19 protein-coding genes are annotated in these 15,007 nt (G+C 37.5%); 8 read left to right on the forward strand and 11 right to left on the reverse strand.

What is annotated here, in order from left to right; genetic code table 11:
- Positions 1–16 precede the first annotated feature (16 nt).
- Entirely contained in the window at positions 17–1,120 is a 1,104-nt protein-coding gene (locus QFZ87_RS22335) for a UvrB/UvrC motif-containing protein (protein WP_396133982.1), read from the forward strand.
- A 294-nt stretch (positions 1,121–1,414) separates the two neighbouring features.
- Positions 1,415–2,899: a peptide MFS transporter gene (locus QFZ87_RS22340; RefSeq protein ID WP_309866390.1), complete on the forward strand. Its 1,485-nt coding sequence runs from the start codon at positions 1,415–1,417 to the stop codon at positions 2,897–2,899.
- Between the two features lie 32 nt (positions 2,900–2,931).
- Here QFZ87_RS22340 and QFZ87_RS22345 read toward each other — a convergent pair whose 3' ends face one another.
- The 9 genes from QFZ87_RS22345 to QFZ87_RS22385 all read right to left on the reverse strand — a co-directional run bounded on the left by QFZ87_RS22345 (position 2,932) and on the right by QFZ87_RS22385 (position 9,006).
- On the reverse strand, positions 2,932–3,255 hold the full coding sequence (locus tag QFZ87_RS22345; protein ID WP_309866393.1) for a nitrous oxide-stimulated promoter family protein: 324 nt from the start codon (positions 3,253–3,255) through the stop codon (positions 2,932–2,934).
- A 318-nt stretch (positions 3,256–3,573) separates the two neighbouring features.
- Entirely contained in the window at positions 3,574–3,804 is a 231-nt protein-coding gene (locus tag QFZ87_RS22350; RefSeq protein WP_309866396.1) for a hypothetical protein, read from the reverse strand.
- An 89-nt stretch (positions 3,805–3,893) separates the two neighbouring features.
- Complete coding sequence (locus QFZ87_RS22355; protein WP_309866398.1) at positions 3,894–4,451, reverse strand: hypothetical protein; 558 nt, start codon at positions 4,449–4,451, stop codon at positions 3,894–3,896.
- Positions 4,448–5,086, reverse strand: coding sequence for an SCO family protein (locus QFZ87_RS22360; protein ID WP_309866401.1), 639 nt, complete (start codon positions 5,084–5,086; stop codon positions 4,448–4,450). Before QFZ87_RS22360 ends, QFZ87_RS22355 begins: the two co-directional genes overlap by 4 nt.
- A 92-nt stretch (positions 5,087–5,178) precedes the next feature.
- Positions 5,179–6,810 carry a cbb3-type cytochrome c oxidase subunit I gene (locus tag QFZ87_RS22365; RefSeq protein WP_309868047.1) on the reverse strand — a complete coding sequence of 544 codons (1,632 nt, stop codon included), beginning with the start codon at positions 6,808–6,810 and terminating at the stop codon, positions 5,179–5,181.
- Positions 6,811–6,873: 63 nt separating this feature from the next.
- Positions 6,874–7,341, reverse strand: a complete 468-nt coding sequence (locus QFZ87_RS22370; RefSeq protein WP_309866404.1) for a cytochrome c oxidase subunit II — start codon at positions 7,339–7,341, stop codon at positions 6,874–6,876.
- A gap of 11 nt (positions 7,342–7,352) precedes the next feature.
- Entirely contained in the window at positions 7,353–7,502 is a 150-nt protein-coding gene (locus QFZ87_RS22375) for a cytochrome c oxidase subunit 2A (RefSeq protein WP_309866407.1), read from the reverse strand.
- A gap of 359 nt (positions 7,503–7,861) precedes the next feature.
- Positions 7,862–8,254, reverse strand: a complete 393-nt coding sequence (locus QFZ87_RS22380; RefSeq protein WP_309866410.1) for a DUF5655 domain-containing protein — start codon at positions 8,252–8,254, stop codon at positions 7,862–7,864.
- Positions 8,255–8,409: 155 nt separating this feature from the next.
- Complete coding sequence (locus QFZ87_RS22385; RefSeq protein ID WP_309866412.1) at positions 8,410–9,006, reverse strand: SAM-dependent methyltransferase; 597 nt, start codon at positions 9,004–9,006, stop codon at positions 8,410–8,412.
- A gap of 110 nt (positions 9,007–9,116) precedes the next feature.
- Between QFZ87_RS22385 and QFZ87_RS22390 the strand changes: the two genes are divergently transcribed.
- From QFZ87_RS22390 to QFZ87_RS22410, 5 genes are all read left to right on the forward strand, one after another.
- A complete protein-coding gene (locus QFZ87_RS22390; RefSeq protein WP_309866415.1) occupies positions 9,117–9,827 on the forward strand; it encodes a cytochrome c biogenesis CcdA family protein in 711 nt (236 codons plus the stop codon).
- A 17-nt stretch (positions 9,828–9,844) separates the two neighbouring features.
- Positions 9,845–10,543 carry a response regulator transcription factor gene (locus QFZ87_RS22395; RefSeq protein WP_309866418.1) on the forward strand — a complete coding sequence of 233 codons (699 nt, stop codon included), beginning with the start codon at positions 9,845–9,847 and terminating at the stop codon, positions 10,541–10,543.
- A gap of 4 nt (positions 10,544–10,547) precedes the next feature.
- Positions 10,548–11,597, forward strand: coding sequence for a HAMP domain-containing sensor histidine kinase (locus QFZ87_RS22400; protein ID WP_309866421.1), 1,050 nt, complete (start codon positions 10,548–10,550; stop codon positions 11,595–11,597).
- A 69-nt stretch (positions 11,598–11,666) separates the two neighbouring features.
- Positions 11,667–12,068, forward strand: a complete 402-nt coding sequence (locus tag QFZ87_RS22405) for an OsmC family protein (RefSeq protein ID WP_309866424.1) — start codon at positions 11,667–11,669, stop codon at positions 12,066–12,068.
- A gap of 27 nt (positions 12,069–12,095) precedes the next feature.
- Positions 12,096–12,686, forward strand: coding sequence for a redoxin domain-containing protein (locus QFZ87_RS22410; protein WP_309866426.1), 591 nt, complete (start codon positions 12,096–12,098; stop codon positions 12,684–12,686).
- 129 nt (positions 12,687–12,815) lie between these two features.
- Here the strand turns inward: QFZ87_RS22410 and QFZ87_RS22415 are convergent, their stop codons facing one another.
- Positions 12,816–13,070, reverse strand: a complete 255-nt coding sequence (locus QFZ87_RS22415; RefSeq protein WP_308080807.1) for a GlsB/YeaQ/YmgE family stress response membrane protein — start codon at positions 13,068–13,070, stop codon at positions 12,816–12,818.
- A 98-nt stretch (positions 13,071–13,168) separates the two neighbouring features.
- Between QFZ87_RS22415 and QFZ87_RS22420 the strand changes: the two genes are divergently transcribed.
- On the forward strand, positions 13,169–13,444 hold the full coding sequence (locus QFZ87_RS22420) for a CC/Se motif family (seleno)protein (protein ID WP_309866431.1): 276 nt from the start codon (positions 13,169–13,171) through the stop codon (positions 13,442–13,444).
- A 72-nt stretch (positions 13,445–13,516) separates the two neighbouring features.
- Here the strand turns inward: QFZ87_RS22420 and QFZ87_RS22425 are convergent, their stop codons facing one another.
- Positions 13,517–14,986, reverse strand: a complete 1,470-nt coding sequence (locus QFZ87_RS22425; RefSeq protein ID WP_309866434.1) for a protein adenylyltransferase SelO — start codon at positions 14,984–14,986, stop codon at positions 13,517–13,519.
- Positions 14,987–15,007 lie beyond the last annotated feature (21 nt).

The raw sequence follows: 15,007 nt of genomic DNA on the forward strand, positions 1-15,007 counted from the left end.
GGATTTGTATGGTAGAATGGGAGAAAAGTTTTTCAAAGAGGCGATTCCTGTGGTGCTTAAAAAAAAGATAAAAGACCTCCCCTCTTCCCCTGGGGTTTATCTAATGAAGGATTCTTCTGATAGGGTCATTTATGTGGGTAAAGCCAAAAACCTTAAAAATCGAGTACGCTCATACTTTCAAAACACTAAGGCACATTCTCAGAAAATAAAGAAGTTGAAGGCAAACATCAATGATTTTCAACTGATCCTGACCGATACAGAATTCGAAGCATTTATGTTGGAATGTAAACTGATCAAAGAAATCAAACCCATTTTTAATAAAAAAATGAAAAATCCCACTTCCTATACCTATATCCGGTTTCACAAAAGAAACACCCATTGGACTATTGATTTATCAAACACAATTGAGAAGGATGGCAGCCTTTATTTCGGTCCCTATCCAAGTAAACATACAGTTGAAAAAGCACTCCAAGGAATGAAAGAATTTCTAAAAATAGACTGTGGCAATCCAAACAAGGGCACGCCTTGTTTGAACTATTCCTTAGATTTATGTATCGGTATTTGTTTTAATGAAGATTCACGCAAACAATACAATGAACGGTTGCAAAAAATGATGGATTTCCTTCAAGGGACGGATACCGAAGTCCTTCAAAAATTGAAACAAAAAATGATAGATGCCTCAAACAACTATGATTTTGAAACAGCCGCAAAATACCGAGATACTCTGGATGCGATTCAATCGCTCATCTATAAAGTAAAGGTGATTGAATTTACAGAAGCGAATAAAAATATCGCTCTCATCGAATATATAGAAGATGCCACCTTGAAACTTTTTCTGATCAAAGGGAACCGTGTTCTTTTTAGTGAAAAATATAAAATAGAGAAAGAGAATTCAGAGCAGTTGGTCGAGAAGATTAAGGCGAATATATTAAAGCACTTTAAGAGTTTTAGCAATCATTCATCCATTGAAGTTAGCAAAGGTGAAATCGATGAAGCACAAATCATTTATAGCTATTTAAACAGCAGTTCGTGTAAATATGTGGTTATTGACGATAAATGGTTAGAATTCGACCACCAAACGAATATAGATTCTTCTATATTATATACACTGCTAAAATGATTAGATATCATCTATTAGCCTCGGTTTTTAAACCGGGGCTTTTTTGCTATCCCAACCTTAACAATCCCCAATTTCCTCCTAATTTGGACACTACTATGAAACTACTAGTTAGAAAAGTGAATCTAATCAAAATTTATATACTATTTCAAAAAAACTTTCTTTTATTCTTAAAAATTGTAATAACTCAGTATTATCAAGCTTTTTAAAACGCATACAGTTGAATTACCAAAAAAAGTTTTTGACAATTCAAAACCCTAAAAAGTATTATAAAATAATAATAAAGGAGGTAGAATCATGTCAAACTTTAATAGGCAGAAAATTGTGGATAGTGTACCTCAGACTGGATTCGTTGGACATCCTAAAGGTCTATTCACCCTTTTCTTCACGGAGTTTTGGGAGCGTTTCTCTTACTATGGAATGAGGGCCATCCTTGTTTTCTATATGTATTATTCAGTTTCCAAAGGTGGATTGGGCATTGATAAAACGCTCGCACTTTCCATCATGTCCATTTATGGATCACTAGTTTACATGTCAGGTGTTATTGGTGGATGGCTAGCTGACCGCGTATTTGGTACTTCAAAAGCAGTATTCTACGGTGGAATATTGATTATGTTTGGTCATATAGCCCTAGCTATTCCTGGAAATATCACTATGTTCTTTGTATCTATGGTATTAATCGTACTTGGTACTGGATTATTAAAACCAAACGTTTCAACTGTTGTTGGTGAATTGTACAGTGAGAAGGACGAACGTCGTGACGCTGGTTTCACCATTTTCTACATGGGTATCAACATGGGAGCATTCTTATCCCCATTAATCGTTGGTTCTGTTGGCAACTTCCACTTAGGATTTAGTATTGCTGCAATTGGTATGTTCTTTGGACTTATCATGTTTACTGTTACTAAGAAAAAAAATCTCGGCCTTGCTGGAACAATGGTTTCAAATCCATTGTCACCATCTGAAAAGAAAAAAGTCTTTACTTATATTGGTTTAGGTGTCGTTGTTCTTGCAGTTATCTTTGCTATACTAATTCCAAAAGGCATCCTAACATTTGCAGGATTTATCAATTTAGTTACTTTTCTTGGTGTGTTAATTCCAACAATGTATTTCATTGTTATGTATCGCAGCCCGAAAACAACGGCTGTTGAACGTTCACGTGTTATTGCATACATTCCATTGTTCATTGCTTCTGTAATGTTCTGGGCGATTCAAGAGCAGGGTTCTACAATCCTTGCTAGCTATGCTGATACACGTACACAATTAAATTTTGCGGGTATTAAAATTCAGCCTGCTTGGTTCCAATCATTAAACCCATTATTTATTATCACTTTAGCACCATTATTTGCTTGGATTTGGGTTAAAATGGGAGACCGTCAGCCAACAATTCCGCAAAAATTCTCATTATCATTACTTTTCTCTGGGGTTTCATTCCTAGTAATTCTATTGCCTTCGTATCTTGGCGGCACAGATTCTTTAGTAAACCCATTATGGCTTGTTCTTAGTTATTTAATCTGTGTAATCGGTGAATTATTACTTTCACCAGTAGGACTTTCTGCTACAACTAAATTAGCTCCTGCTGCTTTCTCTGCACAAACAATGAGCTTATGGTTCTTATCTAGTGCGGCTGCACAGGCACTCAATGCTCAAGTGGTTAAATTCTACTCTGAAGATACTGAAATGGCTTATTTCGGAATCATCGGTGGAGCGTCTATCTTACTTGGTATTATCCTTTTAATGCTTTCTCCAAAAATTCAGAAGTTCATGCATGGTGTAAAATAATACCGAAAGCGGCTGATTACTCAGCCGCTTTTTTATTTATTCAATAGATGCTTCACAGAATATATAGGATGGTACAGCATCATCCACTTACCAGAGTAACGCATGACTGCCTTCATTTTTTCGCGGTATCTTAACTTATAACAGTGCACTTTACAATTTGAGCAAGCTGTTTTATCTTCACCAAAGCGGCAGAATGAGAGTCTTAGCAGGGCATAGTTTTTTAGATCCTGGCAGTCCTTACATAAAACCTCCCGATGGTGCTTTTTTTTACAATAAAGCTCAATCATCTCCTTAACAATCTCTTTTTCCTTTTGGATAACTGGACCATTATTCGGCTCGATTAATCTTGCCCTCATGATAGTAAACCTCCCTTTTCAGATTTACTAAAGCAAATTTCTTACTTTCACCATAACATATGATTCTTCAAACTGACGGAAGAATCATTACAAATTCCGTACAATTACATCCTGACAGTCGTTGGAACTTTTCTGTCCTTTTCGGGGTGGTTTCAAGAATTTCTGGATGTATCCTCCTAGCACCAGATGGTCTTGCAAGCACCAAAACACACCTGTAAATATCAATAAAGACAAGCTAACAATCGTCACCAAGATGTGCTGAACCTCAAAAAAACAAACCCCGCCGAAGACTAAAAACATCCTCGGCGGGGTTATTTTCTATGTTTCTTTTGTTTCATTTAGTTCATCTATAAGCTGTTTTGTCCTTTTGGCATTTCCTTCAGCAAAGTTCTCGAGGCGATCCTTTAGTTCAGCATCATCGTGAATCCGCTCTGCTGTAATAAGGTACGTCCTCATTAACTCTTCTTCCACCTCAATGGAATGTTCAAGGACCTGTTCAAGTTTGTCCTTCTCTTCCTTATTCTTTCGGTTATCTGAGTTTTGAACCACGAGAAGACCTCCTTTTTTACCATTATCCTTCTCTAATTCATACCCAGCTATCCGCTTTACCCAAACAATTTATTGATTAAAAGATAACTTTATTCATATTTAGTGGGATCAGTAAACGTGATATAGACCAAATAAATAACCAAACAGATTGCTGTCGTCACAAATCCCCAGCCAAGAGTAATCTGCTCAATAATTAGGTAGTTATTACATAATTGAATCGGTGAATCAATATATAACCAGCCTATACCGAAAAATAGGATCGTGAAAAAATAAAATAAAACATTCTTAACAATTGGTCTAAGTTTATTCCAACTGTCTCGGAGAGGTATACCAGCTAGAAATGGCAAACTAATAAATTTAAACACTTCCATACTCTGCATCGTTAATGCATCATCCATTGACCTCGGAAGTGTCCAATAAAGTGTTATAATAACAAATAATAATATTCCGGGTATCCCTTCACTATTCCATTTTGAAAAAAATGAAGGGAACCGAAGTTGAAAAAAGCGGGCCATGAGAAATCCAGAAAAAATCAATAATGGCATTTGCATATGCATGTGAATGATCATTACAGATTCCATAAGATTTGAAACAGGGGGAAGGAGGAGGAAAAGGCATATCAGTACTCCATATAATGATTGCTTCATGATTCCTTCTCCGCCTCCTTATCCAAAATGCCTGTTAACTTTTCTGCGGCTTGATCAATTTTTTTATAGTCGAGTACATCAACCAGGCTGCCTTTTTTATCAACCAAATAAAAGGCGGAGTTATGAGCAAAATTACCATTTTCATCTGGAATGACATTAACACCAAAAGCTTTTAATAAAGCATCTAACTCAGCAGGATTTTTAATTCTCGCCATCCTCCAGGTTTCTCCATCACTATTAAAATAACCACGATATTTTTCTAATGTGGTTGGATCATCTCTGGCAGGATCAAAACTAATACTTAAAAAAACAACATCTTTGCCCAAATATTTGCTCGGTATCTTTTCATAAACTTTGGACATATTCATCTCTAACTGTGGGCAAACCGTCGTACAGGAGGTATAAAGAAAGGTAATAAACACATATTTGCCCTTAAATTCTGAAATAGAGTACTTCCGACCTTTACTATCCTCAAAAGTTACATTGGGAAATCTAGGTTTAACATCTATTAGCCGATTCACCCTAGCTGTTTCCGAAGTAAATGCCCGAAATCCATCCGTTCCTAAATAGAACAACGTAAATCCAAATATGATAACTAGCAAACACGCAAATATGTTGTGTTTATTTTTGATCATTAAGATCACTTCCCACAAGCTATTTTTTCATTCATCTAATCTTAAGAATAAAGAGATAGCCCTCCCCTCAGAGCTATCTCTTTTAAAAAAACTTACCAAGTCTTATACGGTGGCGAGCCGGGTGGTGCATTGACGATAAATTCGGTTAATGGTATGACGTACGCCATCGCAACTACCAACAGCATAAGTACAATCCAAAGTCCCCAACGCTCCGTCCAATAAGGTGTTTTGGATACGCCATCCTCTTCCTCTGCAATTGGAAATTCCGTTTCACCTTTTGGTGCAAAGAACATCAGATTAAATACCGCGTATACTTGAAGAACAACACCTATGACTAACAATGTTCCTCCAATCGCTAAAAACATTAAATAGGGATCCCAGCTTAAAGCGGTTGCATTATCACCATATGTTGTATAAGAAGTTCTCCGCGGTGAACCTAGTAGCCCAACCCAATGCATTGCCCCTGACATAAAAATCATACCAACTGTCCATATCCAAGTTTGTATTACACCTAATCTATTAATTTGTGGGGTTAATATCCGTTTCGAAATATACGGAACTAACCAATAACTAATCCCAAAGAATGTCATCACAACAGACATTCCCAGTGTTAAATGGAAGTGGCCAACAATCCACATCGTATTATGAACCACTTGGTCTAGTTGATTGGTACTTTGAGCTATTCCACCTGCGCCAGCTGGAATAAAAGCAACCATGGCTATAAATGGTGCAAGGAAACGAACATCGCCCCATGGCATTTTTTTATACCATCCAATTAATCCTTTTCCTCCATGCTTCCTTGCAGTCCGTTCAAACACCGCAAACAAGGCAAAGGCAGTCATTAGTGATGGAAATCCGATAGCTAAACTCATAAAGACGTGCATGAATTTAACTGAAGGCGAAATGCCGGGATCCACAATTTGGTGATGGAAACCACCAGTTATATTCATAATGACTAATGCAATAATAACGACGCGTGTTAAGGTATCACTCCAACGTTTCCCACCGATAATTTTTGGAACAATAACATACCAGGCAGATGTGGCAGTTAAATACCAAATATTAACCAACGTATGACCGAATGCCCAGAATAAGGTACGGGCTACCATAACATTAATCGTTTCAACCCAGCCAAATGCCCAAGGAATGATCGTTAACACTTCAATGGCGACAGGGATAAGGGCAAAAAACAATAGGACAAACACCCCTGTTGCAAAGTAAGCAAGAATCGGAACATGCTGTCCTTTATGGTTTTTTCTCCAATTAGCCACATTGATAAATGCTCCAATACAACACTTCCATACGCCTAATGCGATAAATACCAAGCCTATATAAAACATTGGGCTGGCTGCCATTGGCGGATAGAACGTGTACATAACAGATGCTTCATTCATTAAGATAGGGATGACCGCTAATACAAATCCAACAATCTTCATTCCGAAGCCAACCCAAGCCAACTTCCTTACCTTTGGAAGTAGTCCCCCCAATGTATGGGAAAGTCCAGCATAAAAATAACCAATCGTAAAGAATGCTGTTAGTACAACAACCAATAATAAACCATGTGCCGTTAGAACTTGATAATAATTAAGCCATGTTGGCAATTCTAAAAGTCCTGCACGGTTTAACCCTTGTAAGAGTCCTAAAATTCCACCAAGAAGTAATGCTGTAAATGCTACAAATATATATGATTTCGTTAATCTAGCATCCTCTTTAGTTATTCCCATCGCATTCTCTGCTCTATCTTTAAATGTAGGTGAATTTACTGATTGCACGTTGCTTCCCCCCTTTTATTTTACCGTAATCGTTGTACTCATTACCTGATGGCCAGCCCCACAATATTCATTACATAACACTAGATAGGTTCCAGGTTTATCAAACTTTTGAGTGATTTTTTGTATGTGCCCAGGTACAACCATTGCATTTAGATTTGTTCCAGCCACCTCAAAACCGTGGACAACATCTTTTGAAGTTAAGGTAAAATGGACAGTTGAGCCAGCTGGTACTTCTATATTGCCTGGGTTGAAACTGAATGCTTGTAATGTCATAACTACTTCATATTCATGTTCACCCATCTTATTAATACCTGGCTTATTAAACGGTGCTGTTTGATCCACTTTTTGTGGATCAATGATTTCTTTGTTACTTGGTGGCTCCAAGTCAAAGGCAAAGGCTTGATAACCAGTTATTAACATGAACACCATGATCATCCCAAAACTTAAGGTCAACCAAATCTTCTCATCAAGGTTCATCTTCATCTCATTTCCCCCTATACCCTAGACATGAATAATCCATACAAAACTAAATACGTGAGAAGGATTACTACTCCTACCACTCCGACAGAAATCCATGTTCCTTTTAAAGGTTTCTCTTGATGTTCACTTTGCTTATTTTTCTTGTAACTCTTTGTAGCTCCCATCCCAAATCATCCCCCTTATGATTTTGATATCTACAGCATAAATGGGAATAATTATCAATAAAGTGAACTGAATCACTATAAAAAATACACCTAAAAAGAAAAAGAAATTGCTTATTATTTCACATTCATTAGAAACCTAAGAGTATGATTCTTTAACTGGGTCAATATTGATGTTATCAACATGTATAACTTTTTTATAGAAAAAATCATTATAGTGAAATACATAACTAATAAAAAATAATTTAAAAAATAAAAGTGACAAATTTATGAACCTTTTGAATTTTTATGCAATAAAAAAACGACAACGAGTATGCATTCCGCACACGTTGGCGTTTTAAATTAGTGTTTAAAGTATTTAGCTAATTTCTAGCTCTTTGGTTAGCAAAAGTATATGCTTCATCTAGCCACTTATTCACATCGCTAGTAAGTTCAGACTCATTTCTAATCATCAAATGATGAATCCAGCGGCCAGGATAAGGTTCTGTCGCTTCAACAATTTGGTAGTGTTCAATATATCGTCCTACGCAAAAAGTAAGAACAATTGCATTTTCCGGATGTTTATTGAGCCATGGCTTGTGCTGCCAGACCCATGCAAACTTTGGTTTGGTTCCGAATGAGATTTGGGATTTGTTCACATCATATGGGACAGGTTCAATCGATTGGATCATTTGATTCACAGCCAGGAACAATGAGATTAGATGTTTTTGATTAGAAAAGAAATGATCTATATCCTTTTCAAATACAAATTCCATCCTTTATTCCCCCTCTCCTCACCTCTACCGTTTCTTGAATACGTTAGTTACATAATTAACAAATTCCTCAATTAAATTATACCGTTATTTTCCATATAAAACTATCCAAAACGCTACTCATGAAGTATGTAACACAATATCCTGTCAAACTTTTTTCACAGTTTCTGCCCTACAAACTGAATAACATGTGACAAGCCATTATGAAATTCACCTTCATGACGTTCTACTTCACCCATGAAAAAGTGAACAATCCGCCAATCATTAAAGGTCTGCAAAAAGTCCTCGGGAGTATATAAAAAGCCTAAATCTTTTGGCCCGCCACTGTTATATGGAAGTTGATATCGAGAATATACTTCCGTAATGAAATAGCCTCCAGGTTTAACCGCTCCTTTTACTCCTTGAAGGGTTTTCCTTCGTAATTCGGCTGGAAAATGACCAAAGATACAAACCACTTCATCCCATTGATCATTCCCCCATGTTGCGCCGTTTAAATCCACCAGCTCAGTTTGAACAGCAACCCCTCGTTCATCTGCCAATTTTTTTATTTTGGCTAGTCCATATTCAGCATAATCCCACGCGGTCACATTCATTCCTTGTTCAGCTAGGAATACAGCATTACGTCCTTCCCCTTCGGCAATGGTTAGCACCTCACCAGATAACTTTAGTCTCTTCTGCATTTCATTTAGAAAGACATTTGGTTCTGTTCCATAAACATAGTGCTCTGCTGCAAATCGATTATTCCACTGATTCATCGCTCATTCCCCTTTCACTCTTGTATATTTCCCATTTTATCATTGAAAAAAGATTCTTAATCAAACTTTAACAAAGGACTTCTATTATGAAATAAAAAGGAGTGATATAAATGAATGATATCGGGATCTTCTTCGCATTAGCTGCAGGAGTATTATCTTTTTTCTCACCGTGTGTTTTTCCACTATTGCCCGCCTATATTACCCATTTAACAGGTGGAAAGATTGAAGACTCCAAAATGATTGTGGATAAAAAACGTTTATATGTGCGTTCCATTGGATTCATTATTGGTTTTAGTTTAATATTTATCGCCTTTGGTGCTTCAGCAAGCTTCCTTGGAAAAATACTGATGAACTATCGGATGATTGTTATGCAAATTGCTGGAATTCTTATCATTATTTTTGGACTGCAAATGGCGGGGCTATTAAAATTCAAACTTTTAATGAAGGAAAAAAGAATCGACTCAGAGATAAAATCAAAAGGCATATTCAGTTCTATTTTACTAGGAATGGCTTTCGCAAGCGGATGGTCCCCTTGCGTTGGACTTGCCCTTTCGTCCATACTATTATTGGCAAGCTCGTCCGATACTTTAACACAAGGTATTATTTTATTAAGTGCCTATTCGCTTGGAATGGCCATTCCATTTTTCATTATTTCTATTGTCATCTCCTATTCGCTTAAAACAATGAAAAAAATTAACAAACACATGGCAAAGCTGGCCTTTGTTAATGGAATGATTATGGTTTTCTTAGGGTTCCTTGTATTAACCGGGCAAATGCAAAAAATTAGCGCTTGGCTGTCACCGTATAATTTATTTCAATAATAAAAGGGGTATAACTCTTGAATCAAAAAAACCTTATTGGAAAATCAGTTTTAATTGTGGAAGATGATCCAAAAATTCAGAATCTTGTCAAAATCTACTTAAAAAAAGATGGATACGAAGTAACCGAAGCGGTAAATGGGATAGAAGCGAAGGAAAAAATCGAGGATCTGGACCCTTGTATATTAATTCTTGATCTCATGCTGCCAGGAATCAGCGGCGAGGAAATCTGCAGATGGGTTAGAGAGGATTTAAAGAGTATGATGCCCATCATTATGCTTACAGCAAAGGCTTCAGAAAAAGACCGTATCAAAGGATTTCATTTAGGGGCAGATGATTATGTTGTCAAACCCTTTAGCCCCGCCGAATTAATGGTACGAATTGAAGCTGTACTAAGAAGAACTGCCAGCCGCTGTGGAAAGCTTAGCTTTACAGGCTTTACGATTAAACCAGCAAAAGGAGAAGCATGGATCGATGGAGAACAGCTTGAATTAACTCATTTTGAATTTAAATTACTCCATACCTTCATGCAGCACCCAAACCAGGTATTATCTAGAGAACAAATCCTTACCTATATTTATGAAAATAATGAAAAAGCTGTAACTGACAGAACCATCGATGTTCATATCAGGAATTTAAGAGGAAAAATTAAGGAAAAGACGCCAAAGGATTATATTCAAACCGTAAGAGGAATGGGGTATAAGTTTGTGGCTCTATAGAAAATTGTCTAATCTCTTGTCTAAGCTCGTATTCCTAAACAGCCTAGTCATTCTGCTCGTCATTCTTCTTGCGGGTTTATCCTTAAAAAATTATGCATGTTATTTAGTCAATTCAGAACAAATCGTCGGTCAAAACTTAGTTCATAACTTAAACGAATTTCTTTGGAAAATAAGTGCGATTGTCTTTCTTATTGCAGGCTTGTTTCATTACGTTTCCGTAAAAAAAATTGTAGGGCCCATCAAGCATTTGTCCGCAGCAACAAGAGCAATCAAAGAGGGGAAATCTCCCTCTAAAGTGAAGATAAAGACAAGCGGTGAATTAGAGGAACTCATTAGAAATTTCAACGCCATGTCTGAAACCCTTCATTCTATTCAAGAACAACGAGAGGAAATGCTTCGAGATATCGCTCATGAGCTACGGACACCCCTGACAAATATTAATGGTTATTTAGAAGCCCTACAAAATGAAATAATTGAAGGAAATCCAGAATTATTCGGTTCCTTACTAGAAGAGTCACGAAGAATTACTAGTATTGTTGAGCTGATAACGGAATTACATTCATGGACGAATGGGAACTATTTTTTAGACAAGCAGTTTGACTCGATTGCTATTGATAAGATTCTTTCAGAAGCGTTAACTACTTTTCATTTAAAGCTGGAAGCTCGCTTTACCGATATGAGATTTCAAATTGAGCAAGAAAGTCTCTTAGGAAATAAAGATGGACTCATGCAGGTATTTACAAACATTCTTCAAAATATCCTTGATTACAATATCGGAAGCGAACTGTCAATAAGCGGAAAAACAGAGAATGACTCCTACATCATCTCCTTTACACATACGGGTCAATTCATTGATCCTGAAAAAAAGGAGCTAATCTTTGAACGTTTCTATCGGGGAGAAGAATCAAGGAGTACAAAATCAGATGGTGCCGGCCTTGGTTTAGCCATTGCTAAAAGCATTATTATTGCCCATGACGGGACGATTGGAATCCATACAGATGGTACTAGCCATACCTTTTGGGTTAAACTGCCTCTTTATCATGTCAAAAAATGAACGGGATAGGGTTTCTTAATCATTCCTTAATAATTCACATGCATTATTTTATTGAAAGGAGTGCTTTATATGAAATATATCGTTGAAAACGACTACATTATAGGAAATTTAGGTTTCGATCCAATCACTATTTCACCTTCTGAAAATAAAGGCTATCGACCGTTTGAACTTTTTGTCTCTTCTTTAGTGGGATGCAGCGGCACCATCCTTCGAAACATTTTAACAAAAAGGAAATATGCTTTCCAAAAATTAGAGATAGAAGTCTCTGCAGTAAGAAACCCAGATCATGCGAATCGAATTGAACAGCTTTCCTTTACTGCCTATGTTCAATCCGATGAGCCACTTACCTCTCAGCTAGAAGAAAAAATATCTGACTTAGTGGTCAAAAATTGTGGAATGATTCAGTCCGTTATTCAATCCATTGATATTACGTTTACTATTAATTCTGTCCCTCTTAATGGGGTTCTTTAATGAAGATGGTAATGGAGGAAGGATATCTTGAATAAAAGACTTCTATCTGTGACCATAATTCTATTGGCCCTAGGTTTTATTGTCGTTAACTTTTGGAGCCCCTTCAAAAGTGAGAAAAAGGTAAAAGCACCGGATATTGCTAGAGAAGAATCCCCTACTAATGAGGATATTCCAGGAGCCGATCTTTCACAGGACCTTGAAGGAAATCCAGCTCCTGATTTTACCTTATCCACTTTAGAAGGAGAATCTGTCAAACTATCAGATTATAAAGGGAAAAAGGTCATCTTGAATTTTTGGGCTACATGGTGCCCTCCTTGTAAAGCGGAAATGCCTCACATGCAAAGTTTTTATGAGCATAACAAAGATAACGGCATAGAAATTGTAGCTGTAAATCTAACAAATTTGGATAATGGAAAAGATGCGGTCGAAAACTTCGCAAAAGATAATCAACTAACCTTTAGCATCCCTCTAGATGAGAAAGGAACGATTGGCATGCAGTATCAGGCCTTTACCATTCCGACAAGTTACATTATTGATTCAACTGGGATCATAACTAAAAAAATTGTTGGTCCTATGGATGAGAATATGATGGCAAACTTAATGAAGGACATTAAATAACCATTCTTCATTACTCAAAAAGGACTCACATAGGCAGGAGTCCTTTTTATTGCTCTTTTTCAGCAGCATATATGAAATCTTAGAAACTAATTAACCTTTTAGCATAATTCAAAATAGTTCTTAGACCAGTTAATCAAACAGTTTAGCAATAATACCAGCTACAATGACTACAATTATAGCACCTATTATCGATGGAACTAACGAGAACCCTAGAATCATAGGACCCCATGCCCCTAATAAATATGGACCAACCCATGCTCCTACGAAACCTGCAACAATAGCTCCAGCCCATCCCCCCGGCATATCGAAAGGTGATAACTTGCTCCCCACAACACCAATTACCATCGCAACAATAACAGTAAGAATAAAAGAAAGAATAGTCATGCCATTAACTCCTTTTTTTGACATTATATGCGGAACTTGTACAATGTGTTCGGTTTACAAGTATAATAAATATATACCGTTCCTGGGAGGAATATTGTATGTATGTTGAAATAGATAATGAATCAAAAAAATGGATAGAAGCAAAAGGAAATAAACTAACTGTAAAAATTCTAGAAACAAAAACTTGTTGTGCTCCTGGTGTTCAGGAAGTAGTGGCAATTCCAGGAAAGCCCAAAATAACGGATCAGTTTACGGAATTAAATGTTGAAAATCTTTCAATCTATGTTCAAAAAATTTTATGTAATAAAGAAAAACTAACCCTTAAATTATCGGGCATCAGCTTTTTAAAAACCATAGCAGCTAAGCTTCAATAAATGGAATAACAAAAGAGAAAAAATGCTACTTCATAACACGAAGTAGCATTTTTCTAATACTTCTATGAACAATCAAGTACCGCAAAACGTTTGATACGGACGACCTGATGGTGAAGGCAGTGCGCAGTATTCTTCCTGCTCAGGAGAATGAGCGTAGGGTTTTGATATCACATGAAGAAGCTTATCCATTACACTGAAATCACCCTGTTCCACCGCAGCTTCTAAAGCCTCTTCTACCCGGTGATTTCGAGGAATGACCGATGGATTGCTTTTTCGCATTAACTCATGTGATGATTCTTTCGATTCCTGCTGCCTGCCTAATCTCGCCTGCCACTTCTCATGCCATTGAGCAAATTCCGGATCCACAAACAGTGCTGCATCCTTCTGTGTATCAAAGGTTAATGAGATAAAGGTATTGGTGTAGTCTGCCCGGTGCTTTTCCATCAACTGAAGCAGTTCTTTCACTAGTGAATCATCTTGTTCCTCTTCATTAAAGATTCCTAGCTTCGCTCTCATCCCTGTGAGCCAATACCCTTCAAACAACTCACCATAACCTAAAAGTGCTCCTTCAGCCAGCCTCACAGCCTCATCTTGATTTTCATTCAAAAGCGTCAATAGCGACTCAGCCAATCGCGCCAGATTCCATACAGCAATATATGGTTGGTTGCCAAACGCGTAACGGCCTTCCCGATCAATGGAACTGAATACAGTAGCCGGACTATATTCATCCATAAAAGCGCATGGACCATAATCAATCGTTTCGCCGCTAATGGCCATGTTATCGGTGTTCATTACCCCGTGAATAAAGCCTACCAGCTGCCATTTTGCAATAAGTGCAGCCTGATGCTTAATTACTTCCTTTAAAAATGAAAGATACTTATTCTCATCATCTACAATATCAGGATAATGACGGCTAATAGTATAGTCGGCTAAAGCTCGTAAATCCTCTACAGTACCAAATCTTGCCGCATATTGAAACGTACCGACACGAATATGACTCGCCGCCACACGGGTTAGAATAGCACCTGGCAGTACCGTTTCTCGGTATACTGGTTCCCCTGTTGATACGACAGCGAGACTGCGGGTAGTCGGAATACCAAGCGCATGCATGGCTTCACTAATGATATATTCTCGCAGCATGGGTCCGAGCGAGGCTCGGCCATCACCGCCTCGAGAAAATGGCGTTCTTCCAGGCCCCTTGAGCTGAATATCCACCCGTTTATTTTCGGGAGTCAACTGTTCACCAAGCAGTACAGCCCGCCCATCACCTAGCATGGTAAAATGACCAAATTGATGCCCTGCATAGGCTTGCGCAAGAGGTGAACCACCTTCGGGAATCTTATTACCTGCAAAAACAGCAATCCCCTCTTCCCCTTGTAATGCCTGGATATTCAGCCCCAAATATTTTGCTAATGTGCCGTTTAGAACGACCAATTGCGGTGAGTTAACGGGTGTTGGATTGGTGCTTTTATAAAATGCTTCTGGCAATTGAGTATAACTATTGTCGAAGTTCCAGCCTGGGTCATTTATTTTTTTTGTCATTGGCTCTCCTTTATTTCTTCT

Origin of the sequence: Bacillus sp. SLBN-46 (assembly GCF_031453555.1) — a bacterium.
In the GTDB taxonomy this organism is placed as follows: Bacteria; Bacillota; Bacilli; order Bacillales; family Cytobacillaceae; genus Neobacillus.

Coding starts and splice junctions, on each gene's coding strand:
- QFZ87_RS22335 (WP_396133982.1), top strand. CDS start 17: ATGGGAGAAAAGTTTTTCAAAGAGGCGATTCCTGTGGTGCTTAAAAAA.
- QFZ87_RS22340 (WP_309866390.1), top strand. CDS start 1,415: ATGTCAAACTTTAATAGGCAGAAAATTGTGGATAGTGTACCTCAGACT.
- QFZ87_RS22345 (WP_309866393.1), bottom strand. CDS start 3,255: ATGAGGGCAAGATTAATCGAGCCGAATAATGGTCCAGTTATCCAAAAG.
- QFZ87_RS22355 (WP_309866398.1), bottom strand. CDS start 4,451: ATGAAGCAATCATTATATGGAGTACTGATATGCCTTTTCCTCCTCCTT.
- QFZ87_RS22360 (WP_309866401.1), bottom strand. CDS start 5,086: ATGATCAAAAATAAACACAACATATTTGCGTGTTTGCTAGTTATCATA.
- QFZ87_RS22365 (WP_309868047.1), bottom strand. CDS start 6,810: ATGGGAATAACTAAAGAGGATGCTAGATTAACGAAATCATATATATTT.
- QFZ87_RS22370 (WP_309866404.1), bottom strand. CDS start 7,341: ATGAAGATGAACCTTGATGAGAAGATTTGGTTGACCTTAAGTTTTGGG.
- QFZ87_RS22375 (WP_309866407.1), bottom strand. CDS start 7,502: ATGGGAGCTACAAAGAGTTACAAGAAAAATAAGCAAAGTGAACATCAA.
- QFZ87_RS22380 (WP_309866410.1), bottom strand. CDS start 8,254: ATGGAATTTGTATTTGAAAAGGATATAGATCATTTCTTTTCTAATCAA.
- QFZ87_RS22385 (WP_309866412.1), bottom strand. CDS start 9,006: ATGAATCAGTGGAATAATCGATTTGCAGCAGAGCACTATGTTTATGGA.
- QFZ87_RS22390 (WP_309866415.1), top strand. CDS start 9,117: ATGAATGATATCGGGATCTTCTTCGCATTAGCTGCAGGAGTATTATCT.
- QFZ87_RS22405 (WP_309866424.1), top strand. CDS start 11,667: ATGAAATATATCGTTGAAAACGACTACATTATAGGAAATTTAGGTTTC.
- QFZ87_RS22415 (WP_308080807.1), bottom strand. CDS start 13,070: ATGACTATTCTTTCTTTTATTCTTACTGTTATTGTTGCGATGGTAATT.
- QFZ87_RS22420 (WP_309866431.1), top strand. CDS start 13,169: ATGTATGTTGAAATAGATAATGAATCAAAAAAATGGATAGAAGCAAAA.
- QFZ87_RS22425 (WP_309866434.1), bottom strand. CDS start 14,986: ATGACAAAAAAAATAAATGACCCAGGCTGGAACTTCGACAATAGTTAT.